The sequence below is a fragment of the Leifsonia sp. NPDC102414 genome (assembly GCF_044765685.1).
Classification (GTDB): Bacteria; Actinomycetota; Actinomycetes; order Actinomycetales; family Microbacteriaceae; genus Leifsonia.
In genome coordinates this window covers 205,885-231,273 of sequence record NZ_JBIWKN010000003.1, presented here as the reverse complement: position 1 = coordinate 231,273, position 25,389 = coordinate 205,885, and the positions used below count along the sequence as shown (strand labels likewise).

The 25,389-nt window shown below is 69.8% G+C and carries 22 protein-coding genes, 1 tRNA gene and 1 other RNA gene; 7 read left to right on the top strand and 17 right to left on the bottom strand.

The genetic code is table 11. From position 1 onward, the window contains the following. Positions 1-55: 55 nt before the first annotated feature. From ACIRCZ_RS13870 to ffs, 7 genes are all read right to left on the bottom strand, one after another. Positions 56-1,312, bottom strand: a complete 1,257-nt coding sequence (locus ACIRCZ_RS13870) for an acyl-CoA thioesterase/BAAT N-terminal domain-containing protein (RefSeq protein ID WP_402854075.1) — start codon at positions 1,310-1,312, stop codon at positions 56-58. Continuing rightward, complete coding sequence (locus ACIRCZ_RS13865) at positions 1,309-2,610, bottom strand: alpha/beta hydrolase family protein (RefSeq protein WP_402854072.1); 1,302 nt, start codon at positions 2,608-2,610, stop codon at positions 1,309-1,311. The genes ACIRCZ_RS13870 and ACIRCZ_RS13865 overlap by 4 nt, the downstream gene beginning before the upstream one ends. Continuing rightward, complete coding sequence (locus tag ACIRCZ_RS13860) at positions 2,610-3,974, bottom strand: acyl-CoA thioesterase/BAAT N-terminal domain-containing protein (RefSeq protein WP_402854069.1); 1,365 nt, start codon at positions 3,972-3,974, stop codon at positions 2,610-2,612. Before ACIRCZ_RS13860 ends, ACIRCZ_RS13865 begins: the two co-directional genes overlap by 1 nt. A 24-nt stretch (positions 3,975-3,998) precedes the next feature. Beyond that, entirely contained in the window at positions 3,999-5,213 is a 1,215-nt protein-coding gene (locus ACIRCZ_RS13855) for an acetate/propionate family kinase (RefSeq protein ID WP_402854066.1), read from the bottom strand. Beyond that, positions 5,210-7,333 carry a phosphate acetyltransferase gene (pta, locus tag ACIRCZ_RS13850; RefSeq protein ID WP_055890494.1) on the bottom strand — a complete coding sequence of 708 codons (2,124 nt, stop codon included), beginning with the start codon at positions 7,331-7,333 and terminating at the stop codon, positions 5,210-5,212. Before pta ends, ACIRCZ_RS13855 begins: the two co-directional genes overlap by 4 nt. 3 nt (positions 7,334-7,336) lie before the next feature. Further along, on the bottom strand, positions 7,337-8,671 hold the full coding sequence (locus ACIRCZ_RS13845; protein ID WP_402854063.1) for a DUF1254 domain-containing protein: 1,335 nt from the start codon (positions 8,669-8,671) through the stop codon (positions 7,337-7,339). A gap of 106 nt (positions 8,672-8,777) precedes the next feature. Beyond that, an RNA gene (gene ffs, locus ACIRCZ_RS13840) (signal recognition particle sRNA small type) lies at positions 8,778-8,874 on the bottom strand. A 104-nt stretch (positions 8,875-8,978) separates the two neighbouring features. Between ffs and ACIRCZ_RS13835 the strand changes: the two genes are divergently transcribed. The 3 genes from ACIRCZ_RS13835 (at position 8,979) to ACIRCZ_RS13825 (ending at position 10,874) form a co-directional block, all read left to right on the top strand. Beyond that, positions 8,979-9,066, top strand: a tRNA-Ser gene (locus tag ACIRCZ_RS13835). A 269-nt stretch (positions 9,067-9,335) separates the two neighbouring features. Then, complete coding sequence (locus ACIRCZ_RS13830; protein WP_402854060.1) at positions 9,336-10,259, top strand: DUF5996 family protein; 924 nt, start codon at positions 9,336-9,338, stop codon at positions 10,257-10,259. A 129-nt stretch (positions 10,260-10,388) separates the two neighbouring features. Continuing rightward, positions 10,389-10,874, top strand: a complete 486-nt coding sequence (locus ACIRCZ_RS13825) for a carboxymuconolactone decarboxylase family protein (RefSeq protein WP_235500296.1) — start codon at positions 10,389-10,391, stop codon at positions 10,872-10,874. Positions 10,875-11,005: 131 nt separating this feature from the next. On the opposite strand, the gene ACIRCZ_RS13820 is transcribed toward ACIRCZ_RS13825, so the two are convergent. Further along, entirely contained in the window at positions 11,006-11,512 is a 507-nt protein-coding gene (locus ACIRCZ_RS13820; RefSeq protein WP_055890471.1) for an FBP domain-containing protein, read from the bottom strand. A gap of 515 nt (positions 11,513-12,027) precedes the next feature. Between ACIRCZ_RS13820 and ACIRCZ_RS13815 the strand changes: the two genes are divergently transcribed. Together ACIRCZ_RS13815 and ACIRCZ_RS13810 are read left to right on the top strand one after the other, a co-directional pair. Beyond that, positions 12,028-12,264 (top strand): hypothetical protein, encoded by a 237-nt coding sequence (locus ACIRCZ_RS13815; RefSeq protein WP_157480031.1) that lies wholly within the window; start codon positions 12,028-12,030, stop codon positions 12,262-12,264. A 50-nt stretch (positions 12,265-12,314) separates the two neighbouring features. Then, the gene (locus ACIRCZ_RS13810; RefSeq protein WP_235500294.1) at positions 12,315-12,851 is read left to right on the top strand and encodes a hypothetical protein; all 537 of its coding nucleotides are present in this window, start codon (positions 12,315-12,317) and stop codon (positions 12,849-12,851) included. Positions 12,852-12,881: 30 nt separating this feature from the next. On the opposite strand, the gene ACIRCZ_RS13805 is transcribed toward ACIRCZ_RS13810, so the two are convergent. Continuing rightward, the gene (locus tag ACIRCZ_RS13805; RefSeq protein ID WP_402854055.1) at positions 12,882-13,490 is read right to left on the bottom strand and encodes a GNAT family N-acetyltransferase; all 609 of its coding nucleotides are present in this window, start codon (positions 13,488-13,490) and stop codon (positions 12,882-12,884) included. Between the two features lie 17 nt (positions 13,491-13,507). On the opposite strand from ACIRCZ_RS13805, the gene ACIRCZ_RS13800 reads away from it, so the two are divergent. Both ACIRCZ_RS13800 and ACIRCZ_RS13795 read left to right on the top strand, forming a co-directional pair. Further along, the gene (locus ACIRCZ_RS13800; protein ID WP_402854052.1) at positions 13,508-14,473 is read left to right on the top strand and encodes a helix-turn-helix domain-containing protein; all 966 of its coding nucleotides are present in this window, start codon (positions 13,508-13,510) and stop codon (positions 14,471-14,473) included. Continuing rightward, positions 14,473-15,336 (top strand): aminoglycoside phosphotransferase family protein, encoded by an 864-nt coding sequence (locus ACIRCZ_RS13795; RefSeq protein ID WP_402854049.1) that lies wholly within the window; start codon positions 14,473-14,475, stop codon positions 15,334-15,336. Before ACIRCZ_RS13800 ends, ACIRCZ_RS13795 begins: the two co-directional genes overlap by 1 nt. Before the next feature lie 46 nt (positions 15,337-15,382). Here ACIRCZ_RS13795 and ACIRCZ_RS13790 read toward each other — a convergent pair whose 3' ends face one another. The 8 genes from ACIRCZ_RS13790 to ACIRCZ_RS13755 all read right to left on the bottom strand — a co-directional run bounded on the left by ACIRCZ_RS13790 (position 15,383) and on the right by ACIRCZ_RS13755 (position 25,343). Next, positions 15,383-17,392 carry a helicase HerA-like domain-containing protein gene (locus ACIRCZ_RS13790; RefSeq protein ID WP_402854046.1) on the bottom strand — a complete coding sequence of 670 codons (2,010 nt, stop codon included), beginning with the start codon at positions 17,390-17,392 and terminating at the stop codon, positions 15,383-15,385. Between the two features lie 119 nt (positions 17,393-17,511). Next, positions 17,512-18,780 carry a saccharopine dehydrogenase family protein gene (locus ACIRCZ_RS13785; protein ID WP_402854044.1) on the bottom strand — a complete coding sequence of 423 codons (1,269 nt, stop codon included), beginning with the start codon at positions 18,778-18,780 and terminating at the stop codon, positions 17,512-17,514. A 46-nt stretch (positions 18,781-18,826) separates the two neighbouring features. After that, on the bottom strand, positions 18,827-19,528 hold the full coding sequence (locus ACIRCZ_RS13780; RefSeq protein WP_402854041.1) for a phosphatase PAP2 family protein: 702 nt from the start codon (positions 19,526-19,528) through the stop codon (positions 18,827-18,829). 130 nt (positions 19,529-19,658) lie between these two features. Further along, positions 19,659-20,888 (bottom strand): multidrug effflux MFS transporter, encoded by a 1,230-nt coding sequence (locus ACIRCZ_RS13775; RefSeq protein ID WP_055891522.1) that lies wholly within the window; start codon positions 20,886-20,888, stop codon positions 19,659-19,661. 205 nt (positions 20,889-21,093) lie between these two features. Beyond that, the gene (locus tag ACIRCZ_RS13770; protein ID WP_402854038.1) at positions 21,094-22,266 is read right to left on the bottom strand and encodes an ROK family protein; all 1,173 of its coding nucleotides are present in this window, start codon (positions 22,264-22,266) and stop codon (positions 21,094-21,096) included. A gap of 85 nt (positions 22,267-22,351) precedes the next feature. Beyond that, positions 22,352-23,449 carry a Gfo/Idh/MocA family protein gene (locus ACIRCZ_RS13765; protein ID WP_402854035.1) on the bottom strand — a complete coding sequence of 366 codons (1,098 nt, stop codon included), beginning with the start codon at positions 23,447-23,449 and terminating at the stop codon, positions 22,352-22,354. Continuing rightward, entirely contained in the window at positions 23,434-24,126 is a 693-nt protein-coding gene (locus tag ACIRCZ_RS13760) for a ThuA domain-containing protein (protein WP_402854032.1), read from the bottom strand. Before ACIRCZ_RS13760 ends, ACIRCZ_RS13765 begins: the two co-directional genes overlap by 16 nt. Then, positions 24,123-25,343, bottom strand: coding sequence for a Gfo/Idh/MocA family protein (locus tag ACIRCZ_RS13755; protein ID WP_402854029.1), 1,221 nt, complete (start codon positions 25,341-25,343; stop codon positions 24,123-24,125). The genes ACIRCZ_RS13760 and ACIRCZ_RS13755 overlap by 4 nt, the downstream gene beginning before the upstream one ends. Positions 25,344-25,389 lie beyond the last annotated feature (46 nt).

Here is a 25,389-nt window from a genome sequence, read left to right as displayed (position 1 = left end):
GCCGCCGCCGACATTCGGTCGTGAGGACCGGATCGGATCAGAGCGGCGTCCCGCCTCAGTGCCCTGGGACGCTGGACGGCTCGGAGAGCGCTTCCAGGATGCCGTTCCAGAGCTGCACCCGCGCGTCCTCCGTCGGCTGCGCATACGGCGCAGCCGGCAGGTAGAGCGGGGTGTACGGCGGAGCGTAGAAGAGATGCGTCGCGTTCGCCGCACGCACGTACACGTCGCCGACCCGCGCACCCCGTTTGGCGATTCCGGCGGACATCCACGCGCATCCGTTGTCCAGCTGCTCGTCGCGTCCTGCGCAGCCGAGCACGATCGGCCCAGGGATGCGGGAGAGGTCGAGCACGTTCGGGCCGCTGGTGTCGCGCGTGCCTGACGCGCACGGCACCCAGCTCCCGCCGACCGTCACCGCAGGGTCGGGCACGGGCGAGTTGCAGATCAGCCCTGTCGTGCCGCCCGGCGCGATGGCCCCGTAGACGAGCTGCGGGTACGCCACCGCCGTCCACAGGGCGAGCTGCGCGCCCCTGGAGGTGCCGAACGTGAAGATCCGCTGCCGGTCGACGCCCGGCTGCGATCGCAGCCAGGCGACGGCGGACAGGAAGCGCTCTGCAGGGAAGGTGTGCGACGGATCGAGCTGGCCGGCCGATCCGAACGTGGAGAGCGCGAGGGCCGGATAGCCGTTGGCGGCCAGCTGGGAGGCGGCGATGACGCCGGTCGGCGTCCCGTCGTCCGTTCCGTCGAAGACGATCACGGCGGGGCGGAGGGCGACGTCCTGAGTCTTCGGCTGGAAGTAGTCGCCGCTGATGCCGTCGTCGAAGACGGCGCTCGACTCCGACGCAGAGGAGAGCCCGACCCGCACGACGGTGGTCTGGGCGACGCGGCGACCGCCCGCGACAGCGGCCAGCCCCACCCGGAGAGTGGCTGCGCCCCACATCTCAGCGGACGACGCAGGAGCACCGGACCCGCTGCGCAGCGACCAGAGCAGCCCCATCCCGTCGACACCGGAGAACGGGGCATCGATGGGCGCCTGGCTGTCGAGGTCGACGGCGCCGTTCGCGGGGACGAGGTAGTCGGCGTGCGACGACCAGACGGCGCCGTCGCGCACGGTGGCCGTGATCGTCACCCGCTGGCCGGGAGGGAGCGATGCCAGCGTGATGCCGACCGGCTGCCAGACCGGGCTCGGGTTCTGACTCACCACGAACCGCGGGCCGTCCTGGTGCTGGGCTCCAGACGGCTGCGCGCAGCCGGCGAGCGCAGCGACGCCGGCCAGCACGGCGACCACGGCGGCGAACCTCACACGTGCCATCATTTCACCGCCCCCTGCAACGCGGAGAGCGCAGCCACCCAGAACGCGCTCCGTGCACGCTCCGTCGCCTGCGCGAGCGTCGGAGCGAGGTCCGACAGCCCCACCGGCACGATCGGCGGCGTGCTGATCGTGTGCCCGCTGCCGACGGCGCGGAGGAACTGGTCGTCCGCCCGAACGCCCCTGGCCTGCTCCCCCGCTGTCATCCAGTCGCACGCGTTCGACAGGATCTCGTCCTTCGTGCCGCACGCCAGCACCACGGGGCCGGGGATGCGGTCCAGGCGGAGCGACGGCGTGTCCGCGATCGTGCGCACCTGGCTCTCGCACGGCACAGGATCCCCGTCGCTGGTGAGCGGAGATGCTCCGCCCGAGGCTGTGCAGAGCAGGGCGGTCGGCCCGCTCGCGGCGATGGCGCCGTACACGGCGTACGGCTCGGCGGCGGCGAACCAGAGGGCGAGCGGCGCCGCCCGCCAGCTTCCCCAGACGAAGATGCGGGACGCATCCACCTCCGTCTGCTCGGCCAGCCAGGTGCGCGCCGTGTCGAAGGACTCCACGCTGAGGGCGGACGATCCAGGGATCTGCCCCGTCGGTCCGAACGACGGCAGTACGAACGCGGGGAATCCGTTGGCGGCGAGCTGTCCTGCCACGAACGCGCCAGACGCTCCGCCATCGTCTCCGTCGATGACGATCACTGCTGGGCGCGACTGCTCCGTCGGAGGGTCGGGAGCGACGTACGTGCCGATCCGCCTGTCGAACACCGTCCCTCCGATGTCCTCCTCCCTGTCCGTGCCGCTCAGCAGGTCTCTCGCGAAGATGTCGCGTGTCGAGCTCGCGCTGCGATAGCCGGTGCGGTGGACGACCTGGGACGCGACCTCTCGGCCGTCCTGCTGCGCCGCCAGCCGGATGTCGACGTCGCCGCCGGCCCAGGTCTGCTCGAGCGCGCTCTGGCTGAGCGACGGTCCTGACATGCTCCACAGCAGGGCGGCGGGGTCGGCAGCGGCGTACGGGGCGAGCAGCGGCTTCGCCTTCCACAGGTCGATGACCCCGTTCGGCGGCACCGCGTACACCGCCTTCGCCGACCACACTCCGGATGCGGTGTGCGCCGTCGCCGAGAGCACAGCGTCCCCTCCTGGCTGCAGCCCGACCACAGAGAGGATGACGGGGTCCGACACCCCGGAGTGGAGCAGGTCGACCGTGAACCGGGGGCCGATCGAGCGCGGAGGACCACCGCATCCCGCGAGGGCGGCGACGGAGAGCACGACAGCGGCGACCATCAACGGGACCCGCGGCCTCCGCGCGCGCATCAGGCCCTCCCCGACCGCAGCAGCACGTTCAGCACGGCGTCCCAGAACGCGATCCGTGCGTGCTCCGTCGCCTCGCCCCTCTGCCCGTCCTGGACGGCGATCGGGAGCCCGGGCGGCACCATCGTGTCGTGCGTCGCCGCGCTGTCGCGCAGGATGACGTCGCCGGCGCGCGTGCCCCTGGTCGCCATCGCCGCGTCGAGCCAGTCGCACGCCGTCGGCAGCGTCTCGTCGTGCACGGAGCAGCCGATCACGATCGAGCCGCGCAGGACGGAGAGCGGAGGCGTTGCAGCATCGTTCACGAGCAGCGGGTCGATCATGCAGCCTTCCGGCACCCCTCCGTCGAACACCGGACCGACCGGGCTGGACGGGAGACAGAGCAGTGCCGTCGCTCCCCCGGCCGCGAACACGCCGGTCAGCCGGTCCGGGAAACGTGCGGCAGACCACAGCGCGAGCTGCTCGGACTGGCTGGTCCCGTATGCGAACACCTGCCGAGCGTCGACATCCGGCCGCTCGTCGAGCCAGTCGAGCACCCCGCCGATCGTGTCGGCGTCGACGATCGAGCTGAGACGCACGCCGTCCGCCGAGCGGCTCATGGGCACGACGAACACGGACGCGCCGAACAACGACAGCAACGGAGCGACGAAGTCACCGGATGCGCCAGGGGCCGGGTCGTCGAAGACCACCACGGCCGGGGTGCGCGGCCGCTCGATCGAGCGCGCACTGTAGAAGGTGCCGACCTGCACATCTTCGTGGGTCTGGGTCGGGATGCGCGGGGCGGTCCCTCCCGACCTCGCGGCCGTCGCCGCCAGCAGATCGCGGGTGAACACCGTCCTGGTGCGCACGTCGGCGCCGATCCCCTGCAGACGGAACGTGCGCGATGCGATGGCACGGCTGCCGTCGAAGGCCGTGACGGTGACGGGAGACACCTCGCGCATCCACTGCTGGGCGAGCGCCTGCTGCCCGAGCTGCGGACCGCGCAGCGACCAGAACAGCCCGGCAGAGTCCGGCTCGGAGAACCGGGACAGCTGCGGCTTGGCGGCGGCGAGGTCGAGGGCGCCGGAGGCCGGGACCGTATATGTCGCCGTCGAACTCCAGACGCCGCGCGCTGTGCTCATCCTCGCCTCCAGCCGCACCCGGCTGCCCGGCTCTGCCCCGACGAGCTGGAGGGGAACCGGCCAGAGCACGGAGGTGTACCTGATCAGTGGCGGCGTGACGAACCGCGGACCTGCCGACACGGCGGTCGACGTGCATCCGGAGAGTGCTGCGACCGCGACGAGCGCGAGGACGGCGACGGCTGCGTGCGCGGCGCGAGCGACACGCGCAGCTGCGAACCGCCGTCGCACCGTGCCGCTCCGCGCGCGCATGACATCACCGCCGCCGGTCGCCGGTCACCCGGCGGCTGAGGCCCCCGGTGTCCCGCCGATCGCCTGCACGGTCTGGCGGGCGATCTCCAGTTCCTCGTCGGTGGGAACGACGAGGACGGTCACCGGCGAGTCGTCGGTGGAGATGATCCGCGCCTCCGACGACCGGCTCGCGTTCCGCTCCCTGTCGAGCACGATGCCGAACGATTCCAATCCCTCCAGTGCATCCGCTCGCAACGCGGCGTCGTTCTCGCCGACGCCCGCCGTGAAGGTGAGCACATCGAGGCCACCGAGGAGCGCCGTGTACGCGCCGATGTAGTGCTTCAGCCGATGCACGGTGGTCGCCAGGGCGAGCTGCGCCGCCTCGTCGCCGTCGTTCGCCGCGCGGCGCACATCCCGCATGTCGCCCGTGCCGGACAACCCGAGCAGACCGCTCTTGCGGTTGAGGAGTTCGTCGAGGCCGTCGATGTCGAGGTTCGCCCGCCTGGCCAGGTGGATGAGGACAGCAGGGTCGAGGTCGCCCGACCTGGTGCCCATCACGAGCCCTTCGAGCGGAGTCATGCCCATCGAAGTGTCGATGGAGCGGCCGCCGTCGATCGCGCACGCCGACGCCCCGTTGCCGAGGTGAAGCACGATCTGCTTCAACTCCCCGAGCGGACGGCCGAGGAACGCGGCAGCCGTCTCTGACACGTACTTGTGCGATGTGCCGTGGAAGCCGTACCTGCGCACCCGGTGACGCTCGGCGAGCTCAGCATCGATCGCGTACGTGTACGCCTCCGGCGGCAGCGTCTGGTGGAAAGCGGTGTCGAACACCGCGACGTGCGGAACGTCGGGGAACGCCTTCTCCGCCGCTCGGATGCCCTGCAGGTTGGCCGGGTTGTGCAGCGGGGCAAGGTCGGCGAGGTCTTCGATGTTGATCTCGACCAGCGGAGTCACGATGGTGGGCTCGAAGAACCGTTTGCCTCCGTGCACCACCCTGTGGCCGACGGCGACGGGCGGATACTCGGCGAGGCTCGGCCCGTCGGCCTCGAACGCCTCGATCATCGCCTGGAACCCCGCGGTGTGGTCGGGGATCTCCAGGCTGCGCTCGCTCGTGCCGTTCGGGCCGCGATGGGTGGTGTGTCCCGACCGCTCACCGATCCGCTCCACGAGCCCGCTCGCCAGCGGCTGCTCGGTGTCGAGGTCGATGAGCTGGTACTTGAACGACGACGATCCGCTGTTGATCACGAGGACGGCGCTCATGCGAGACCCGCCTGGATCGCGGTGATGGCGACCGTGTTGACGATGTCGTCGACGAGGGCGCCCCTGGACAGGTCGTTGATCGGCTTGCGCAGTCCCTGCAGCACAGGCCCGATCGCCACGGCGCCGGCGCTGCGCTGCACTGCCTTATATGTGTTGTTGCCGGTGTTGAGGTCGGGGAAGATGAACACCGTCGCCCGTCCTGCCACCTGCGAGCCAGGCAGTTTCGCGGCACCGACCGCCGCATCCGCCGCCGCGTCGTACTGGATGGGACCGTCCACCGCTAACTGAGGCGCTCTCTCGTGCACGAGGGCAGTGGCCGCCCGCACCTTGTCGACGTCGGCGCCCGTGCCCGACTCGCCCGTGGAGTACGACAGCATCGCGACCCGCGGCTCGATGCCGAACTGCTCCGCCGTCTCCGCCGACGAGATCGCGATGTCCGCCAGCTGCTCCGCCGTCGGATCGGGGATGACGGCGCAGTCCCCGTAGACGAGCACCCGGTCGGCGAGCGCCATCAGGAAGACGCTCGACACCACGGACACCTCGGGGCGGGTCTTGATGATCTCGAACGCCGGACGGATCGTGTGAGCCGTGGTGTGCGCTGCACCGGACACCATGCCGTCGGCGAGACCGAGGTGGACCATCATCGTGCCGAAGTACGAGGGGTCCGTGACCGTGTCCGACGCCTGTTCGAGCGTGATGCCCTTGTGCGCTCTGAGCCGGGCATACTCCTGGGCGAAGCGCAGCCGCAGCACGTCGTCGAACGGGCTGAGCACCTCGGCGCCGGAGATGTCGACGCCGAGCTCGATAGCCCTCGCGCGCACCTCGAACGACTCGCCGAGGATGGTGAGCCTTGCGACTCCGCGGGCGAGCAACGTCGCCGCGGCGCGCAGGATGCGGTCGTCCTCGCCCTCCGGCAGGACGATGTGCTTATCCGCGGCGCGAGCACGCTCCAGCAGGTCGTACTCGAACATCAGCGGGGTGACGACATCCCGCGGGCTCACGTCGAGCCGCTTGAGCAGCGCATCCGCATCCACGTGGCGTTCGAACAGCGCCTGCGCGGTGTCGTACTTGCGCTGCGAGTCGGCGGCGAGCCTGCCGCGGGCGTGGGTGATCCGCACCACGGTGTCGTACGTGCCGAGGTCGGTCTCCACGATCGGCAGCGGAGACCGAAGCCCGGAGAGCAGCCGCTCGATCGGCTCCGGCAGCTCGAACCCTCCGTTGAGCACGATTCCGGCGATGGAGGGGAACGTGCCGGAGGCGTTCGCCAACAGCACGGCGAGCAGCACCTCCGTGCGGTCGGCAGGGACGACGACGACGGAGCCCTCGATCAGCCGCGGCAGGACGTTGTTCATCGACATGCCGGCGACCACGACGCCCAGCGCCTCGCGCGCCAGCAGCGCTTCGTCGCCCGCGATCAGAGTGGACCCTGTCGCCTCCATGATCGAGCGCATGCTCGGAGCGACGAGGAACGGGTCCTCCGGGATCGCCCACACGGGCGCCCTGTCGCCGCTCGGCGACACCCCGACAGCCTGCTGCACGGCGCTGACGACCTGATCCAGGTCGTCGGGGTCCGCACGGTTCGCGACGACGCCGAGCAGAGCGACGTGCTCGTCGCGCAGCTCGGCGACGGCCAGCTCGGTGAGCTGCTTCATGTCCTCCGCCGTGCGCGGCTCTGCCTGGCCGAGACGCTCTCCGAGGCCCTGACCGATGCGGCCGCCGAGGACGAGCAGCACGGGAGCCCCGAGATTCGCGGCGATCCGCGCGTTGAACCGCAGCTCGGTCGGGCTGCCGACGTCGGTGTAGTCGGAGCCGAGGATGACGACCGTGTCGCAGCGCGACTCGACCGCCCGGAAGCGGCGGACGATCTCGGAGAGGGCGGCTTCCGCATCCAGGTGGACGTCGTCGTAGGTGACGCCGATGGCCTCCTCGTACGCGATGTCGGCCGTCTCGCGCTGCAGCAGCAGTTCGAGAACGTAGTCGCGCTCGGAGGTCGACCGCGCGATGGGACGGAAGACGCCGACCCTTCCCACAGCGCGGCGAAGCGCCTCGAGCACCCCGAGAGCGACGGTGGACTTGCCGGTGTGACCCTCAGCGGACGTGATGTAGAGAGATCTCGCCACGACTCAGACGACCCGCTCGATCGCCGGGACCTCATACGTGCCGTCGAGCAGCTCCTGCTTCGGAGCGTACAGGCGCAGGATGGGGCGGAACTCGCCCTGCGGCGCCGGCAGCCAGTTGGCAGCCGCCTTCTCGTCGGCCGGTCTGGTCGCGCTCATGGTGATGGTCAAGCCTCCGTCGTCGTCGTACACGATCCCTCGCGTCCTGTCCCCGATCGAATACCGCGCCGCCTGGTTCTCGACGAGGTAGAAGTTCGGGAGGTCGTACATGGTGATGGACCAGAATGCGCCGACGGGCGGCGTCGGATGCAGGCGCAGGGCGTACGTGTGCTCTCCGGTGAGCGCATCCCCCGCCGCATCCAGGTAGGTGAAGAAATACGCGGCCTCGTAGCCGTGGTTGCCCCACAGCCCGGCGAGCGCGGCGGCGGCCCTGGTGGCGTACCTGGTCTTCGGGTCAGCGTGCTTCCAGGCAGGGTCGTCGAGCGTCCCGACCTCGAAGAAGTCCAGGTTGTAGTCGAACATGTGCAGGTTGACCAGCCAGTTGTTGACGTACGGGCCGTCGCCGGAGCGCACGGCCATCTGGAGTGCCTGCTTTCCTGCCGCGTAGCCGACCTCGAGAGCTTCGCGCACCTCGGCCGGCGCCTCCGCGACGGTGTACGCACTGGTCAGACCGAGCTCGCCGTACGAGTCGAGGGCCGCCCTGTCGCGTTCCGCGGGAGGGAAGGCGAGCGCCCAGACCCTGAGCCGCTCGAAGAAGTCGAGCGCCTCGCTCAGCCCTCCGGCGACGACGGGGACGCCCTGCGGCGGGGTCAGCGACTTCCGGATGGGCGTCAGCGTCAGCGAGTTCTGCAACTCCTCGACGGCGGGCAGATCCTCCTCGCCGTCGCACGCCCAGCGTCCGACGATCACGGCGATCCGCGTTGGGAACCGGATGACGGTCACGCCCTCCGCCTCAGGGCCGCCCTCCCACTCCGGGGGCACGAGCAGGAAGTCGCCGCGGCGATTGCCCGTCGCCCTGGTGCCGACGTACGCGAAGTTGTTGGTCCACGCATCCACGAACTGCAGCACGTAGTAGCGGTCGCCCGCTTCCGGGACGCTCAGCAGGACGGGCCCGACGCTCAGGTCCACGGGGGCGATGGAATAGACGGTGTCGTTGTTGATGGAGACGAAGGTGTCGCGCGGGCTCGCCAGCGCGCGTGCGTGAGAGAACGAGTTGAACGAGGCGGAAGGCAGAGCGCCGATCCCGCTCGTGGTGAGCCGCAGAATCTGCTCACCGTTGAAGACGAGCGGAAACCCGAAGACATACGCTTCAGAGGCCAGTTCGCTCAATTGCCCGGTCATCCAGCACCTCACTCCATCGGCGGATCTCGATCCGCTCTTCTACAGAGTGTAGAAGAGCGGCTGTGCTCTTCCCAACTGTACGCGGAACACCCTGACCGGCAGCAAAGAAAAAGACCCCTCACGCACCCGCCAGAGCCCGGTTACCCTTGCTGCGTTTCCGCCCTGGGGGAGTTGGCCTGGATGGCGCCACGTGAGGAGCCGGAAACCAGTGTAGCGGGTCAGACTGAGAGCTCGTGGCACCGAGCACCCCCGAAGACCCGGTAGGATACTTCGTGGCCGTTACTCCTGCGGGAGCGACACCGCCTCAGGAGAATTCGCCTAGTGGCCTATGGCGCACGCTTGGAAAGCGTGTTGGGTGCAAGCCCTCGGGGGTTCGAATCCCCCATTCTCCGCCATTCGTGATTCACGATGCGCCGGGTGCGCGCACAGCGCCCATCCGGGGTTCGAATCCCCCATTCTCCGCCATCAGTGATGAGTCGCGAAATAGGTCTCGGGGCCGCGAGGCCGGTCTTCCCCTCCGACGTCCGCGAACCGAACACCACGTCGTCATCGGGAAGCGACATCGCACCTGGATGCGGCAGCCACGCGTGATCCGTCCGTCGCCCGCGAAGGCTAGAGTGAGTGCCCTGACGATCGGACCTGCGACGAGGCGAAGGGGGCGCAGATGGCGGACGAGACAACTTGGCCGATGCTCGCGGTGGACGCCTGGACCCCCACCCGCGAGACGCTCCACATGTGGACGCAGATCGTCGGGAAGATCAAGATGGCGCTGGCCGCACCGATCAACCACTGGTGGCACGTGACACTGCTCGTCGATGCCCGCGGGCTCACCACGGGCGGAATCCCCGTCGGCGCACGCACGCTGGAGATCGCGTTCGATTTCGTCGACCACGCGCTCGTCGCGCGAACGAGCGATGGTGGGTCGGTCTCGTTTCCGCTCCCCGGTCACTCTGTCGCGGAGTTCTACGCCCGCGTCTTCGAGGCGCTTCGCGAGCTGGGGATCGACGTGGTGATCCACCCGACCCCGAACGAGGTCGAGGTCGCCATCCCGTTCGCCGAGGACACCATCCACGACACCTACTTGCCAGAGCACGCCGGCGCATTCTGGCGGCAGCTGATCCAGGCAGATCGGGTCCTCGCGCGGTTCCGCTCCGGTTTCGTCGGCAAGGCCAGCCCCGTGCACTTCTTCTGGGGCTCCATGGACCTCGCGGTCACCAGGTTCTCCGGGCGCACCGCCCCGACGCACCCAGGCGGCGCACCGAACTGCCCGCCGAGTGTGATGCGCGAGGCGTACTCGCACGAGCTCAGCAGTGCCGGATTCTGGCCGGGCGGCGGAGGCGAAGGCGCGTTCTACTCGTACGCCTATCCCGCACCGGACGGTTACGCGGAGGCGGACCTGCCCGAGGGAGCGTCGTTCAGCGCGGAGTACGGCGAATTCCTCCTGCCTTACGAGGCGGTCAGGACGTCGTCGGACCCCGACGGGACGGTGCTGGCGTTCCTCGACGCCACGTACGACGCGGCCGCGCGCCTCGGCGAGTGGCCCGCCGGCCTGACGACCGGATCGAGCAGAGAGCGGAGCGGACGATGACGGAGCGGAGCGGACGATGACGGAGCGGAGCGGAGCGGACGATGACGGAGCGGAGCGGACGATGACCGACGGGATCGACACGAACATCCCGCCGAGCGGCCCGGCAGGCCGACCGTGCCTCCCGCGGAGGTGACGAACGTCGTGCGCCCCTACCTCGACAAAGCGCTGCCCGACGTCTGGCATGCCGCGCGAGAGCTGTCCGCCGTCGTCGCAGAAGCTGCGCTCCGCAGCGGTCTGAGCCCGCAGGAAGCGGAGCTCATCAAAGTGCGAGCATCCCAGTTGAACGCGTGCGCCTTCTGCCTCGATCTTCACTCCCGCGAGGCACGCAAAGCAGGGGTCCCCCAGCAGAAGCTCGACATGCTGCCCGCGTGGCGCGACGCCGAGCTGTACAGCGAAAGGGATGAGGCCGTGCTCGCGATCGCCGAGGCGGCGACGCTCCTGCCGCTGACGGAGGACTCCCGCGCCGACCTCGTCGGAGCGCACACCGTGCTCGGCGAATCCGCGTACGTCGCCGCCGAGTGGATCGCCGTGACGATCAACGCGTTCAACCGCATCTCGATCCTCAGCGAACACCGGGTACAGGCCCGCGACGCGGAGGGCCGTCCCCTGCGCTGACGCGGGTCGCAGTCCGCTGACGAGATGCCGGTAACTGCAGCGGCTCCCCTTGGATTCCGAGCAGTTACCGGCATCTCGTCGTTCCGCGCAGCGCCGCCTGTGGAGGCGGCTGTGGATGCGCAGCCGGAGGGCTAGGCCGGTGTGCGGGCCGTCCCGTGCAGCACCGAAACCGCGAAGCTCGCCGCGCGCTCGCGCAGGCTCGCCATGCGTTCGAGCCTGGCCGCATCCACGTCGAAGCCCACGTAGGCGAGCGGCGGGCGCTTGCGGACATTTGCAGAGCATCCGAAGTCGGTGCAGACCAGCGTGCCGACGGTGTCGCCGTTCTTTCCGGCCTGCCCGGCGCGCTTGGCGCTGTAGAAGGCGACGTCGTTGGTCAGGTTGACGTCCTGGCACCAGGAGCACTGCGGGCGGCTGAGCGCCGACGCCTCAGCCTGGCGCAGGAGCAGCCCGACGGGCGCGTCGTCGAGGATCACGACGGCGTACGCGCGCTTCGGCTGCTTGCGGTCGCGCCAGCCGAGGTAGTCGAGCGCATCCCAGTCGATGGTCTGGAAGTCGGCGGGCAGGGTCAGGTCGCTCACCTCCTTGCGGGAGGCATTGACGAACGAGGAGCGGAGCTGTTGCTCGGTCAGAGGGAGCATGAGGGTGTGTCACCAATCGGAGTGCGGCCGCGACGGCCGGAGAGAGCGCACGGGCGGAAGCGCCGTGTCGTGCGTCGAAATCTGCGCGGGACGACAGGCACCACAGCTGGATGCACGGGGTCGATCACCGCATCCCTCGCGCGAAAACGAGGGTGGAAGGCAGGGGAAGACGACGCTATCTCGCGCCGGCGTTCAGAACGCCGACGACCTCCTGACGCCCGGAGGGCAGCACGGGGATGAGCGGGGAAGACACCTTGGGAGTGTAACAAACGCCCGCGGCGGCCTCCACCGCCGGCTCCCCCGCCCGCTCAACAGAACGGCGCTGCTACTTCAGGCGGCGCTCCTCCTCTTCTTCGAGGCGCTCCTTCTCCTCGTCCTTGCGCTCCTGCTCCTTCTGGATGGCTTCTTCGCGCGGCGTCTTGTTCGTCACGGTCGTGTCCTTTCCGTTACGGCGGCCGGGCAGTCGCCCTGACACCGACACTACGATGGACTCCGGCCCGTCGGAAGGTGGCTCCGTGAGCAAGAAGGTCTTCGCCCAGCTCTGCACGACCGTGCTGCTCGGCGCCATCACGCTGCTCATCGGGCGCAACATGCACGACCTGGGCATGGCGGTCGTCTTCGGGGTGTGTGTCCTGATCACCGTTCTGAGCGCGTTCCGGGTGCGCAACATCCGGATGCGCGAGCAGGCCGCCGCTCGAAAACCGGACGCCCGTGTCCCCCAAAATGCCGCTACCGAAAGGTCTGCGCGATAGGCGATCCTCGAAGGATGGAGGGTCGGCGGGAGCTGAGACAGGAGACGGGCGTGGTGCAGCAGACAGTGGTTCTGCGCCCGCACGCCCACCTTTTCGCGCGCGGAATCATCGCCATCCTCGCCCTCACCACTCCGGTCTTCGCCGTCCTCTACTGGCTGACCATCCCGGACGGCGTCTGGCCTCTCGTGCTCGGCGTCCACATCGTGGTGATCGCGGGCACGACGCTCGCCGTCCTCGCGTTCTTCAGCACGACCATCCAGCTCAGCCGCGATGTCGTGCGCGAACGCGGCTTCTTCGGCAGGACAGTGGATGTGCTTCCCGGCTCGGTCGGCCAGGTCATCCTGGTCAACCTGTACGAGGGCAGCACCCTCGACACCCAGCCGCAGCTCTTCATCACCGGCACGGACGGCCGGCTGCTGATCCGCATGCGCGGGCAGTTCTGGGCGCTCGAAGACATGGAGCGGGTGGCGGAAGAACTCGACGTGCCTGTCACCAGACGCGCGGACTCGATGACGCTCTCTGAGCTGCGGCGTGCATCCCCGGGGTTGCTGTACTGGTTCGAGCGTTTGCCGCGGTTCGGTCGCTGACCTGCGGCGCCGGCTACAGAACGGCGTCGGCTACAGAACGGCGTCGGTCGCGATCGCGTACACCGGGCCGTCCGGCGTGCTCGACGGCAGCTCATGAAAGCCGAGCTTCTCGTAGAACGCGCGCGCACCGTGGTTCGTCGGCGACATCCGCAGGTACACGCCTGGCACCCCGCGCTCGCGGAGGGCGGCGAGGAGCGTCCGGATCAGTGCGCGGCCGAAGCCCTGCCCCTGCAGTTCGGGGAGCAGGTCGATGTGCAGGTGCGCCGGGTACGCAGCGAGCTCGGGGACGAGCATCCCCTGCAGGTCGAGACCGAACGTGATGGCTTCGCGCTCCTTGTCGTCGGGCGCCGTGTCGAGAGGGTACTTGGCGGCGAACGACGGCAGCCACTCGACGGCGTACCAGTCGACGAACGCTGCGCTGTCCGCGACCGCGATCACATACCCCGCGACGTGCTCCCCGGTGTCGACCACGAACGCGAGGTCGGGCTGGTACGTCACGTACGGGCCCGCGAATACGTCCGGAATGAGATCGTCGTCCCTGTACGTCCCCGTCGCGTCACCCCCGCTCGCTCCCGTTCGGATGCACACCGTGTACACGTCGTCGCGGTCGCCGGGCTGGTAGGGACGGATCGAGCTCACCGTGAAAGTATGTCAGCGTGAGCACCTCCGCCGCTGCCGTCCCCGACTCCGCCGCCCGCTCCGGCGCCCGCTCCGGCGCCGATCGCGACGCTCAGCCGGTGAGTCACGGGCACCTCAACGAGAGCGCGTCGGCACCCGTGACCATCGAGCGGCTCTGGCCGGGTGAGGGCGCCGCCGTGTTCGTCCGCCACTACTGGACCCCGCGCTGGCGACTCGTCCCCGGAGCGTCGCTCCGTCAGCAGGTGCTCGAGTACCCGACGGCGAACGTGGTCTTCGAGCAGGACACGACGGCGCTCCACCTAGCGCGACGCGGCCTCAGCGTGAAAACCCTGCGCGGCGACGGTTGGGCGTTCGGGGCGATGCTCCGCCCCGGCGTGGCGCGCGGCCTCGCCGGAGTGAGCGTCCGCAGCCTGCCATCGGCCGTCCCGCTCGCAGACGGAGCGGGCGTCGCAGACGGCGTGGGCGTCGCAGACGCGGCCGGCGGCTACCAGCATCACGCACTGCTGCTTCCCGGCGTGGATGCGCTGAAGGGGCGCATCCACGATGCCATGCGGCGGGGCGACGACCGCGCTGCCGTCGAGGCGTTCGAGGAGTGGACGGCGACGCTGCCTGCTCCCGGTGCCGAGGCGCGGATGGTCGACGCCATCGTTGCTGCGGTGGAGACCGACAGAACCATCACGCGCGTCGAACAGCTCGCCGACCGGTTCGGTCTCGGCGTCCGGCATCTGCAGCGGCTCGTTGCGGGGCACATCGGCTTCGGGCCGAAATGGCTCATCCAGCGCTACCGGCTGCAGGAGGCGGCTGCCGCACTGCGCTCCCCCGCTCCGCCGCAGCTCGCCGAGCTCGCCGCCGAGCTCGGCTACTCCGACCAGGCCCACTTCGGCCGCGAGTTCAAAGCGGTGATCGGGTCGACGCCCGGCACGTACCTGGCCGAGACGACGCGCGGGCGAGACGGCGCGCGCCCACTGACGGAATCCGTCTGATGGCCGGACGCCGTCTGTCACGCGCCGCCCCGGACGCCGCCCTCGCGCCCTGGCGCGACCGCTGGCAGCTCACCCCGGCCGGGGACGCGTTCGCCACCCCGTCGAGCGTGCTGCAACCGGTGGAGTGGCGCGGGCGCCCCGCGTTCCTCAAGCTGGCGACGGTCGCGGAGGAGGCCGCAGGGTCGCGCCTGCTGGCCTGGTGGGATGGCCGGGGAGCCGCGCCGGTCTACGCGGCGGACGGCGACGCGATCCTCATCGAGCGCGCCACAGGCGACCGCGATCTGGTGACCATCGCGGGATCGGGGCAGGACGGCGACGACGCGGCGACGCGCATCCTGTGCAGTACGGCCGACCGCCTGCACGCCGTCGACGACCGGCCCAGACCGGCCGGTCTCGTGGGGCTGGCCGTCTGGTTCCGGGAGCTGTTCGAGGAGGCGGCCGACCACCCGGATGCGCACGACGGCCTGTACGCGCACGCCGCAACCGTCGCCGGGGAGCTGATCGCACATCCCGTCGCCGACCTGGTGCTGCACGGCGACCTCCACCACGGCAACGTCCTCGACTTCGGAGCGGACGGCTGGCTGGCGATCGACCCGAAGCACGTCGCCGGCGACCCCGGATTCGACTACGCCAACATCCTGTGCAACCCGGATGCGCGGACCGCTCTCGCCGCAGGACGCTTCGAGCGGCAACTCGGGGTCATCTGCGCGTCAACCGGCGTCGCGCCAGCGCGGATGCTGCGCTGGGCGTTCGCGTGGGCAGCCCTCTCCTCCTGCTGGTCGGAGCGCGGAGGCGACGACGCCGGGCACACCGTGCAGGTGGCCAGGCTGGCGCGATCGCTGCTACCGGATGCGGTTGGCTGAGGCGGAACCGCCGCGCACGCGGGCCTTCGCTCCGCCGGCGCCGCTTCTAGCGCCGCTTCCTCGTGCCGAAGATCCCCTCCACCACGCCCGTGAGGATCGACGCCGTCGCCTTCGAGCCGAGCACCTGCTCCAGGATGTTCGGCTGCGGCTTCGAGGTCGTGCGCCTGCCGCGCGTCGTCGGCCCCGTCGACTTCAGCAGCCGCTCGTACTCCGCGTCGGCCGCCTTCTGCGCTTTCGCCTGCGCCGCGGCGGCCTTGTCCGCCGCCTTCTGCGCATCCACTGCCGCCTTGGCCTGCTCGATCACGCGCTCCTGCTCCGCTGCGGCTGCGGCTGCCGCATCCAGCTTGCGTGTGAGCATTTCGCGGGCGGAGTCGCGGTCGATGGCCGTCCCGTATTTCGCGAGCAGTGGGGATGCGGCGATGGTCGCGTCGATCTGCGCCTCCGGCGCGGGTGACATGGAGCCCTGCGGTGCGCGCAGCCGTGTCCACGCGACCGGGGTCGGCGCGCCCTTCTCGCCCATGACCGTGACGATGGCCTCGCCGGTGCCGAGCTGCTGCAGCACCTCGGCCAGGTCGTAGCCGGACTTCGGATACGTGGACACCGTCGCCTTGAGCGCTTTCGCGTCGTCAGGGGTGAACGCGCGGAGCTGGTGCTGCACGCGCGAGCCGAGCTGCGCGAGCACCTCGGATGGCACATCCTTCGGCGTCTGGGTGACGAAGAAGATGCCGACGCCCTTCGACCTGATCAGCCGCACGGTCTGGGTGATGGAGGCGAGGAAGTCCTTGGATGCGTCCTTGAACAGCAAGTGCGCCTCGTCGAAGAAGAACACCAGCTTGGGCTTGTCGAGATCGCCGACCTCCGGCAGGTCGTTGAACAGGTCGGCGAGCAGCCACATCAGGAAGGTGGAGAACAGGGCAGGCTTGTCCTGCACGCCGGGCACTTCGAGCAGGCTGACGACGCCTGTGCCGTCCGGGGCGAGCCGGATGAACTCGGCCGTGTCGATCTCCGGCTCGCCGAAGAACGCGTCTGCTCCCTGGTCGGCGAACGTGATGAGCTCGCGCAGGATCACGCCGACCGTCGCGCTCGACAGGCCGCCGAGGTCGGCGAGCTCCGCTTTCCCGTCCGCGCTGTTCAGGTAGGTGAGGACCGCGCGCAGGTCGCTGAGGTCGAGCAGCGGGAGCCCTGCCTTGTCGGCGTAGTGGAACACGAGCCCGAGGCTGGACTCCTGCGTGTCGTTCAGCCCGAGCACTTTCGACAGCAGCAGCGGCCCGAATCCGGCGACGGTGGCCCTGATCGGGATGCCCTTCCCGATGCCGCCGAGGGAGAAGAACTCGGTGGTGGTGGCGTGCGGGGCCCAGTCCTGGCCGATGCCGCGTGTGCGCTCGAGGAGTTTGTCGTTCGACTCCCCGGCTGTCGCGATGCCCGACAGGTCTCCCTTGATGTCGGCAGCGAAAACGGGGACGCCGTTCGCGGCAAGCTGCTCGGCGAGAACCTGCAGCGTCTTGGTCTTGCCCGTGCCCGTCGCCCCTGCCACCAGGCCGTGCCGGTTCGTCATCGACAACGGGATGCGCACAGGAACGTCGGCGCGCGCCTCCCCGTTGACCAGGGCGCCCATTTCCAAGGCCGCCCCGGTGAAGGCGTAGCCGGCGCGGACGGCGTCCACCTCCTGCTCGGTGAGCTGGCCGGTCGCTGCAGGGGTCGGGGCGCTCGGCGAGGCGGGCGCGGCCGGCGCGGGCGGCGCGGGCGGCGCGGGCGGCGCGGGCGGCGCGACCTCCGTCGCCGCGGTCGCGGCGGGCGCGGGCGGCGCGACCTCCGTCGCCGCTGCGCTGGCGGCGGTTGCCGCATCCGAGGCTGCGACGGCCGTCTGCGCCGCAACAGCCTGAGCCTGCACTGCCTCGGCTCGCGCCTGTGCCGCGTCGGCCTGCGCCTGTGCCTCCGCAGCAGCATCCTGTGCCCGTTTCAGCGCCTCGGCCGCTTCCGCCTGCAGTCTGGCCGCGTTCTCCGCGGCGGCTTTCGCGTCGGCCTGGGCTTGGGCAAGTGCATCCGCGTCACTCATGCGCTCACTCTAAAGGTGCGGTCTGCCCGCTCGCAGCAATCGAGTCCGAAGTTGTTCGCCCGACACGCCGCACGGAGAGGTGAACAACTTCGGACTGGATTGTCGCGGGGAGCGTCTGGTTACTGCTCGCGGAGCCCCCAGGGCTGGCCGTAGCCTCCCTCGTCGACTGGGCGCGCCATCAGCTCGAGGAACGGGGCGGCGTCGAACGCTTCTGGGCCGAGCACTCCCGTGCCCTCCCACGCTCCGCTCGCGAGAAGTTCAAGCGCGATCACCGGGTTCATCGCGGTCTGCCAGACGACGCACTGCGACTCGTACTCGGCCATCGTCCACTCGTTGTCGCTCACGTGGTACAGGTACACCTCACGCGGGTTCCCATCCACACCGGTGCCCTTCACCCACACGCCCGCACACGTCTTGCCGGTCATACGCGGCCCGATCGTTGCAGGGTCAGGCAGGGCGGCGGCGACCACATCGCGCGGCGCAACCTCGACAGGACCGTTCTGGCTGCGCACCCTGATGGGCGTCGTCGAGTCCAATCCGAGCTGGTGCAGCGTGCGCAGGATGCCGATGAACTCCTCGCCCAGCCCGTACTTGAACGTCACCCGCTCCGCGTCGATCCAGCGCGGCATCAGCAGCACTTCTTCGTGCTCCACGTTGACGCACTCCACCGGGCCGATGCCCTCCGGGAAGTCGAACACCTCCGGCTCGCTGAACGGCGGCGTCGTGTACCAGCCGGCGTCCTTCTCGAAGATCACCGGCGGGTTCAGGCACTCCTCGATCGTGGTCCAGATGCTGAACGACGGCGCGAAGATCTCGTTGCCGTCGCTGTCGCGCACCACGAGGTTCGCCCCGTCGCGCGTTCCGAGTTCCTCGATGCGCGAGAACAGCGTGTCGGACGCGTAGCGGGCGAACACGTCACTCAGCCCCGGCTCGACGCCCATGCCGACGAGCGCGAGCCTGCCCGCCGTCTCCCAGTCGCCGCGGAGCGCGAACTGGTCGTCGCCCAGCTTCACGCCTGTCTTCGCGTACGGGTCGGTGGGATGCGGTTCCGACAGGCTCATCGCCATGTCCAGATAGTCGGCGCCTGCTGCGAGGGCTCCGGCGAAGATGGTGGGGACGAACTTCGGCTCCACGGCGTTCATGACGTGGGTCGCGCCGTGCTCCCTGGCGACGGCGGCCACGGCATCCGGGTCGGACGCGTCGATCGCGGCAGCGACGAAGCGCGACGCGACGTCGTCACCGTGCTTCCCTCGAATCCAGCTGATGGTCTTCTCGGCCCTGCCGATGTCGTAGTCGCTGACGACGATGACGTCGTAGAAGGAACGGCGTGCGGCGATCTTCGCGATGGCGTCGCCGACCCCGCCGGCGCCCACGAGCAGAATTCTCATGGCGCAACGCTAGCGTGCATGGGACGCCCGCGGTCGATGAGTTCGGCTAGAGCTCACCCTGGCGCGCGCGCCTGCCGCCCGCGAGTACGAACGGATGGGGTTGCTGCCGCTCCCTGACCAGCCGGAGCGCGAGCGGAGCCCACACGATCACCGCGACGGCCGCCCCGAGAAGCAAACCGCCGACCGTGTCGCTGAGCCAGTGCGCCCCCAGGTAGGTGCGGCTGACCGCCATCAGGATCGCCCAGACGGCGCCGAGGATCCACACCCAGACGCGCGGGAAGATGATCGCGAGCACCACGACCATCGTCGCGGCGTTGGCTGTATGCCCTGACGGGAATGAGCCGGTGTCCGACTGCACCAGGATCTCGGTCGGGCGGGCACGGCCGACCGTGTGCTTGAGCAGCTGAACGGCCGCAACCGACAGGATGCTCGCGACGGCGAAGAACGTCGCACCCCACGGCCTGCGGAACGCGAGCAGCAGAAGGAAGATCACGACGGGAATGACGATCGACCCGACGATGCCGCCGCCCGCGTAGTTGAAGAACAGCGCGGGCCCCAGCCAGATCGGCGAACGATGCTCGACGATCTCGCCCATCCACTCGAGGTCGAGCGCGAACGGCTCCTTCGGGCGGAAGGCGATGATGACGCCGAGGACCACGACGAGCCCCACGGCGACGGACGCGGAGATCACCGGCCACCTCCTGCTCACCTTCGCGGCCTGCTGGATGTCCTCGTGTGCCGATCCCATGTCGACCAACGTACTCATCCCCTGCTGGAGAACTATCGAGTCCTGAGTTGTTCACAGCCAGCATCGGCGTGGCGCATGAACAACTCCGGACTCGATGATCGGGGAGCGGGAGAGGAGAGGGAGGGGGGAGCTACTGGGCTAGGGCGGGGACGGTGCGGGGGCGCACGATGAACCAGAGCGCGGCGATGGAGACGAGGGCGCAGATGGCCATGACGAAGCCCATCGGGGTGGCGCTTCCGACGCCGAGGATGCCGACGATCGGGGAGACGATGCCCGCGATGCCGAAGTTCAGCGCGCCGAGGAGGGAGGCGGCGGTCCCCGCTTCGTGCCCGTGACCGTTCAACGCGAGCACCTGCACGCAGGGGAACCCGAACCCGCACGCCGCGATGAAGAACCACAGCGGGATGGCCGTTCCCCAGAGTCCGACGTGCGCCTGGTCGAGGATGACGATGAGCACGCTGGAGACGAACATCACGACCGTCGACACGGCGAGGATCCATTGCGGGCCGACGTACTTCGTGATCCGCGCCGCCGACTGCACGCCGATGATGATGCCGATGGAGTTGACCGCGAACAGCAGGCCGTATTCCTGCGCGTTGAACTTGTAGATCTCCTGGAACACGAACGAGCTCGACGAGAGATAGGAGAACAGGCCGGTGAAGTTGGCGGCGCCGACGATGGCGATGCCGACGAAGATCCGGTCGCTCAGCACGGCCTTGTACCGCTGCCGCATGGTGGAGTGGCCTGCGTCGTGACGACGGGCCTTCGGCAGGGTCTCGACGATCCAGAGCGAGACGCAGATGACGACGAACAGCCCGTAGCAGGCGAGCACGACGAAGATGCCGCGCCACGGCATGACCAGCAGCAGCCACGAGCCGATCACCGGCGCGAGCACGGGCGCGAGGCCGTTGACGAGCGCGAGGCGGCTGAGCATCCTGACCAGCGGCCGTCCGCCGAACAGGTCGCGCACCATCGCCATCGCGACGACACCGCCCGCCGCGGCGCCGATGCCCTGCATGGCGCGGGCGAGCCCGAGCAGCTCGACGTTCGGGGCTGCGGCAGCGCCGAGGCAGGCCAGGATGTGCACGATGGTCGACAGGATGAGCGGCAGGCGGCGACCGATCTTGTCGCTCCACGGACCCACGAGCAGCTGGCCGACGCCGAACCCGATCGTCGTGGCCGTGAGCGTGAGCTGGATCGCCGCCGTCGAGACGTTGAAGTCGGCCTGCAGCGTCGGCAGCGCGGGGAGGTACGTGTCGATGGTGAACGGCCCGAGCGCGGTGAGCGCACCGAGGATCAGGATGTATGCGAGGCGCTGGCGACCGGAGAGCGAGTCTCCTGGATGCACGACGGTGGTCACGAAGGGGTCCTTGACTGGGAAGACGAACACCGCGGGGGAAGCCGCGGTGCGTGGGTGGGAGGGGTGCTGCCGGGATTCCGGCGGTGGTGCTACTCGCTCGTTCGAATCGATTCGACCGTCGTTGCTCGACAATCCTATCGGATACCGGGCACGAATGTTACCGTGCACATCCCCGAGTTCGGGGGGAATTCGACAGGGGATGCGCTCAGTCGGCCGGAGCAGCGAGGAGCGGTGCGAACGCGAGCTCTGCCGCGCCGATCATCAGGATGTTCGCCCCGAGCTCCGCGCGCGCGATCCGCAGGTGCTCCCCCGACGCCGCCATCGCCTGCTCGGCGACGAGCGCCGCGAGCCGCTCCGGCGCGACGGCGAACAGCGAGCCGAGGAACCCGCCGAGCACCACCAGCTCCGGGTTGAACACGTTGGTCGCGTTGCGCAGTGCGATGGCGAGGAAGCCGAGCTGCCGCTCGATCTCGGCGCCCACCCTCGCATCCCCTGCTGCGACCGTCGCGGCGAGCGCGCGATCCAGTTCCTCGCTGTCGGCCGCCTCCAGCCCGATGGCCGCCAGGAGCGCCCGCTGGCTCACTTCGGTCTCCAGGCAGCCGATGGCGCCGCAGTGACAGCGCACGCCGTTGGAGTTGACGAGCGTGTGGCCGAGCTCCCCCGCGTAGCCGGAGACGCCCGTGAGCGATACGCCGCCCACGATGACGCCTGCTCCGATACCGGATGCGCCGCCGTTGAGGTAGACCAGGTCGCTCGCTCCCCGTCCTGCGCCGAAGAGCCGTTCGGCGTTCGCGCCGAGGTTGGCGTCGTTGGCCGCGCTGACGGTGAGCCCTGTCGCAGCGGCGAGCTCGGAGGCGAACGGTTCGTCGCGCCATTCCAGGTGCGGCGCGAGCCGCACGACGCCGTCGCCCTCGCGCACCAGCCCTGGCACGGCCACGCCGATGCCGACCACCCTGCTCGCCGCGGAGAGGTCGGGGCGCAGTCCGTCGATGACCGCGGCGGCGACCGCTGCCGCCTCCTCCGCCCCCGGGACGTGGTCCAGCGGGAACCGCACGCGCCGGTGCACGGCGCCGTCGAGGCCGACGACGCCGACGGTGACCGCGTCGATCTCGGGGTTCACCGCGAGCGCGACCACGCGGCCGTCCGCGACGACCACGGGTGACGGACGCCCGACCCTGTTGCTCGTCTCCGGCTCTCGCTCTGTGACGAGCCCCAGCTCGACCAGCTCTGCCACGAGCGCGCCGACCGTCGACCGGTTCAGCCCCGTGGCGTGCGTGAGCGATGAGCGGGCGGCCGGGCCGCCGCGGTGCACGAGCCCGAGCACCGTGGCGAGGTTGTTCCGGCGCACGGTGTCGAGGTTGGTGCCGGTCGTGTTCATGGTCCTGTGTACTGTACCGTTTCGCGCCACACGGGTCGGCGCATCAGCACCAGCAGACGGCGCCCCGTCAGCGGTCCTCTGCGCCTCACCAGCTCTCTGGGCGCGCACCGAGCGGCACCGGTTCCGGCCGCTCCACCGTCGAGCGCAGCGTGACGACCTCGTGGCTGTGCCCGGCAGCGATGATCGACTCCATGATGTCCAGTACGTGGAACGCCAGCTCTCCGGATGCGCGGTGCGGCCTCCCGGTCTCCACCGCGCGGGCGAGGTCGGCGAGCCCGACGCCACGTCCGGCGTCGACGTACCCTGCCGCATCCGGAACCTCGCGCCAGGTGCGGTCGTCGGCGGTGGCGATGGATGCGGTCTGCGAGAACGCGTTCGGGTCCGGCACCGCGATGGTGCCTCCCGTGCCGTAGACCTCGAACAGCGGGATGCGGGATTCCCACACCTCGAACGACACCGTCACGGTGGAGATGACGCCGTCGGCGTGCTCCAGGATCGCCGTGACATGCGTGTCGACGTCGACGGGGATGACCGTTCCGGCGAGCGGTCCCGTCGCCACCGTGCGCGCTCGCTCTGAGCGGCCGACAGCGCCGGACACCCGAACGACCGGGCCGAAGAACGTGACCAGGCTGGTCAGGTAGTACGGCCCCATGTCGAACAGCGGTCCGCCGCCCGGCTGGTAGTAGAACGCGGGCGCTGGATGCCACAGTTCGTGTCCTGGCGCCGTCCACGACACCGCGGCTCCCACCGGTCGCCCGATCCGCCCGTCGTCGAGCAGTGCGCGAGCGGTCTGGATGCCCGTGCCGAGCACCGTGTCCGGCGCGCTCCCGACGCGCAGCCCCTTCTCTGCGGCGCGCTCCAGCACGGGGACGGCGTCGGCCGTGGCGAGCGCGAGCGGCTTCTCGCCGTAGACGTGCTTGCCAGCATCCAGTGCCGCGAGCGCGATCTCGGTGTGCGCGGCGGGGATGGTGAGGTTGAGGACGGCGTCGATCCGCGGGTCGGCGATCAGCGCATCCACGGTCAGCGCCTCGACGCCCTGCTCGGCGGCGACGGCGGATGCGCGGCCGAGGTCCAGGTCGGCGACCGCCGTCAGCGACAGGTTCGGCAACTGCGGGAACCGTTCGAAGTACTGGCGGCTGATGTTGCCGACCCCGACGACGCCGACATTCAACGTGCTGCCCACAGCAGCCCCCTCTCGATGATGGTGCGGACGGGCTGGCTCTCCACGATCTCCAGCCGGTGGCCGGGTGCGGAGACGAAGATCCGGCCCTTGCCCCACTGGCGTGTCCAGATGGCGGGCGCCGTGACGGGGCGGTTCCACGCATCCCACGGGCGCACAGCCTGCGTCGTGGTGGCGAGGACGTCGTTGTATTCGTCGCTCAGCACCCAGTACTGCTCGCTGACCAGGTCGAAGTCGTCGATGCCCTCTGTGATGGGGTGCGTGCGGCCGTAGTCGGTGATGTGCACCGTGTACGGGATGTAGTTGTCCGACTGCTCGCCGGTGCAGTCTGCGGGGTCGATGCCGGCGTGATGGGCGAACTGGCCGCCGATCATGTGCAGGTAGTCGGCGTTGTCGCGGTAGGCGTCCGCGATGCCGCCGTGCCAGCCGGCGAGGCCCGTCCCGTTGAGGACGGCGCGCTGCAGGCCGGCGAACTCCTCTTTGGCGATGGTGTTCATCGTGTTGATCTGGAGCACCAGGTCCACCGTGTCCAGGTAGGCCTCGTCGGTGTAGATCGCCGGGCCGTCCTCGACGCGCACGTCGAAGCCGTTCGCTTCGAGATACGGGATGAAGAGGTCGGTGGTCTCGACGGGCATGTGCCCGTCCCAGCCGCCGCGGACGACGAGTGCGTTCCTGGTCATGCTTCCTGTCCTGTCTGTTCTGCCTGTACGGCGGTCGCCGTCCACGCGCTGCCGGTGGCCGCGCTGCGTTCCACGGCGGCCAGCACGCGCTGCACGTGCAGCCCGTCTGCGAACGACGGCTGCGGATCGCGGCCGCGCGTGATGTCGTCGACGAAGTCCTTGATCTGGTGGCTGAAGGCGTGCTCGTAACCGATCGCGTGCCCGGTCGGCCACCAGTTGGCCATGTATGGATGCTCGGGCTCCGTCACGATGATGCGCGTGAAGCCCTGCTCCCCCGCCGGGGCGGTCGCGTCGTAGTACTGGAGCTCGTTCATCGCCTCCAGATCGAAGGCGATGGCGCCGAGCGAACCGCTCAGCTCGATCCGCAGCGCATTCTTTCGGCCGGTGGCGTAGCGGGTGGCCTCGAACGCGCCGATGGCTCCGGATGCTGCTCCTCCTCCGCCGAGCCGCGCCGTGAACCAGGCGGCGTCGTCCACGGTCACCCTGCCGCGCTCCGTCGACGCCGTGCCGGACAGGCCGACCGTCTCTCCGAGCAGTGGGCGCTCCGCGACGAAGGTCGCCAGGGTGCCGGAGACGCTGTCGAGGCGGGAGCCCGTGATGTGCTCGACCAGGTCGATCGCGTGCGCGCCGATGTCGCCGAGCGAGCCGGAGCCTGCCGCGTCCTTGTCGAGCCGCCAGGTCATCGGGCCGTTCTCGTCGGTCAGCCAGTCCTGCAGGTAGAGCGCCCGCACCTGGCGGATCGTGCCCAGCCTGCCCTCCTCCACGAGCCGCTTGGCGAAGCCGATGGCGGGCACGCGACGGTAGCTGAAGCCGACCATGGACCGCACCCCGCGGGCTGCGGCGCGCTCGGCGGCGGCGACCATCGCCTCCGCCTCCTCCACCGTGTTGGCCAGCGGCTTCTCGCAGAGGACGTGCTTGCCTGCATCCAGGGCCGCGATGGCGATCTCGGCGTGCGATGCGCCAGGCGAGCAGATGTCGACGACGTCGATGGCGGGGTCGTCGACGACGCGGCGCCAGTCGGTCTCCGCGTGCTGCCAGCCGAAGCGCTCCCTCGCGTCCTCGACCCTGTCGCGGTCGCGGCCGACGATGGTGTGCATCACCGGCTGCGCATCGAGGGGGAAGAACCGCGGGGCGACCCGCCAGCCCTGGGAGTGGGCGGCGCCCATGAACCCGTAGCCGACCATCGCCACGCGCAGCTCGGTGGCCGCATCCGTCATCGTCTCGCTCCTTCGCGTCGTCCCGCCGTTCGACGCTATTGCCGGC

Excerpts from the sequence above, each read along its gene's own strand:
- ACIRCZ_RS13870 (WP_402854075.1), bottom strand. The coding sequence starts at position 1,312 with ATGATGGCACGTGTGAGGTTCGCCGCCGTGGTCGCCGTGCTGGCCGGC.
- ACIRCZ_RS13865 (WP_402854072.1), bottom strand. The coding sequence starts at position 2,610 with ATGCGCGCGCGGAGGCCGCGGGTCCCGTTGATGGTCGCCGCTGTCGTG.
- ACIRCZ_RS13860 (WP_402854069.1), bottom strand. The coding sequence starts at position 3,974 with ATGCGCGCGCGGAGCGGCACGGTGCGACGGCGGTTCGCAGCTGCGCGT.
- ACIRCZ_RS13855 (WP_402854066.1), bottom strand. The coding sequence starts at position 5,213 with ATGAGCGCCGTCCTCGTGATCAACAGCGGATCGTCGTCGTTCAAGTAC.
- ACIRCZ_RS13845 (WP_402854063.1), bottom strand. The coding sequence starts at position 8,671 with ATGACCGGGCAATTGAGCGAACTGGCCTCTGAAGCGTATGTCTTCGGG.
- ACIRCZ_RS13830 (WP_402854060.1), top strand. The coding sequence starts at position 9,336 with ATGGCGGACGAGACAACTTGGCCGATGCTCGCGGTGGACGCCTGGACC.
- ACIRCZ_RS13820 (WP_055890471.1), bottom strand. The coding sequence starts at position 11,512 with ATGCTCCCTCTGACCGAGCAACAGCTCCGCTCCTCGTTCGTCAATGCC.
- ACIRCZ_RS13795 (WP_402854049.1), top strand. The coding sequence starts at position 14,473 with ATGGCCGGACGCCGTCTGTCACGCGCCGCCCCGGACGCCGCCCTCGCG.
- ACIRCZ_RS13790 (WP_402854046.1), bottom strand. The coding sequence starts at position 17,392 with ATGAGTGACGCGGATGCACTTGCCCAAGCCCAGGCCGACGCGAAAGCC.
- ACIRCZ_RS13785 (WP_402854044.1), bottom strand. The coding sequence starts at position 18,780 with ATGAGAATTCTGCTCGTGGGCGCCGGCGGGGTCGGCGACGCCATCGCG.
- ACIRCZ_RS13780 (WP_402854041.1), bottom strand. The coding sequence starts at position 19,528 with ATGGGATCGGCACACGAGGACATCCAGCAGGCCGCGAAGGTGAGCAGG.
- ACIRCZ_RS13770 (WP_402854038.1), bottom strand. The coding sequence starts at position 22,266 with ATGAACACGACCGGCACCAACCTCGACACCGTGCGCCGGAACAACCTC.
- ACIRCZ_RS13760 (WP_402854032.1), bottom strand. The coding sequence starts at position 24,126 with ATGACCAGGAACGCACTCGTCGTCCGCGGCGGCTGGGACGGGCACATG.
- ACIRCZ_RS13755 (WP_402854029.1), bottom strand. The coding sequence starts at position 25,343 with ATGACGGATGCGGCCACCGAGCTGCGCGTGGCGATGGTCGGCTACGGG.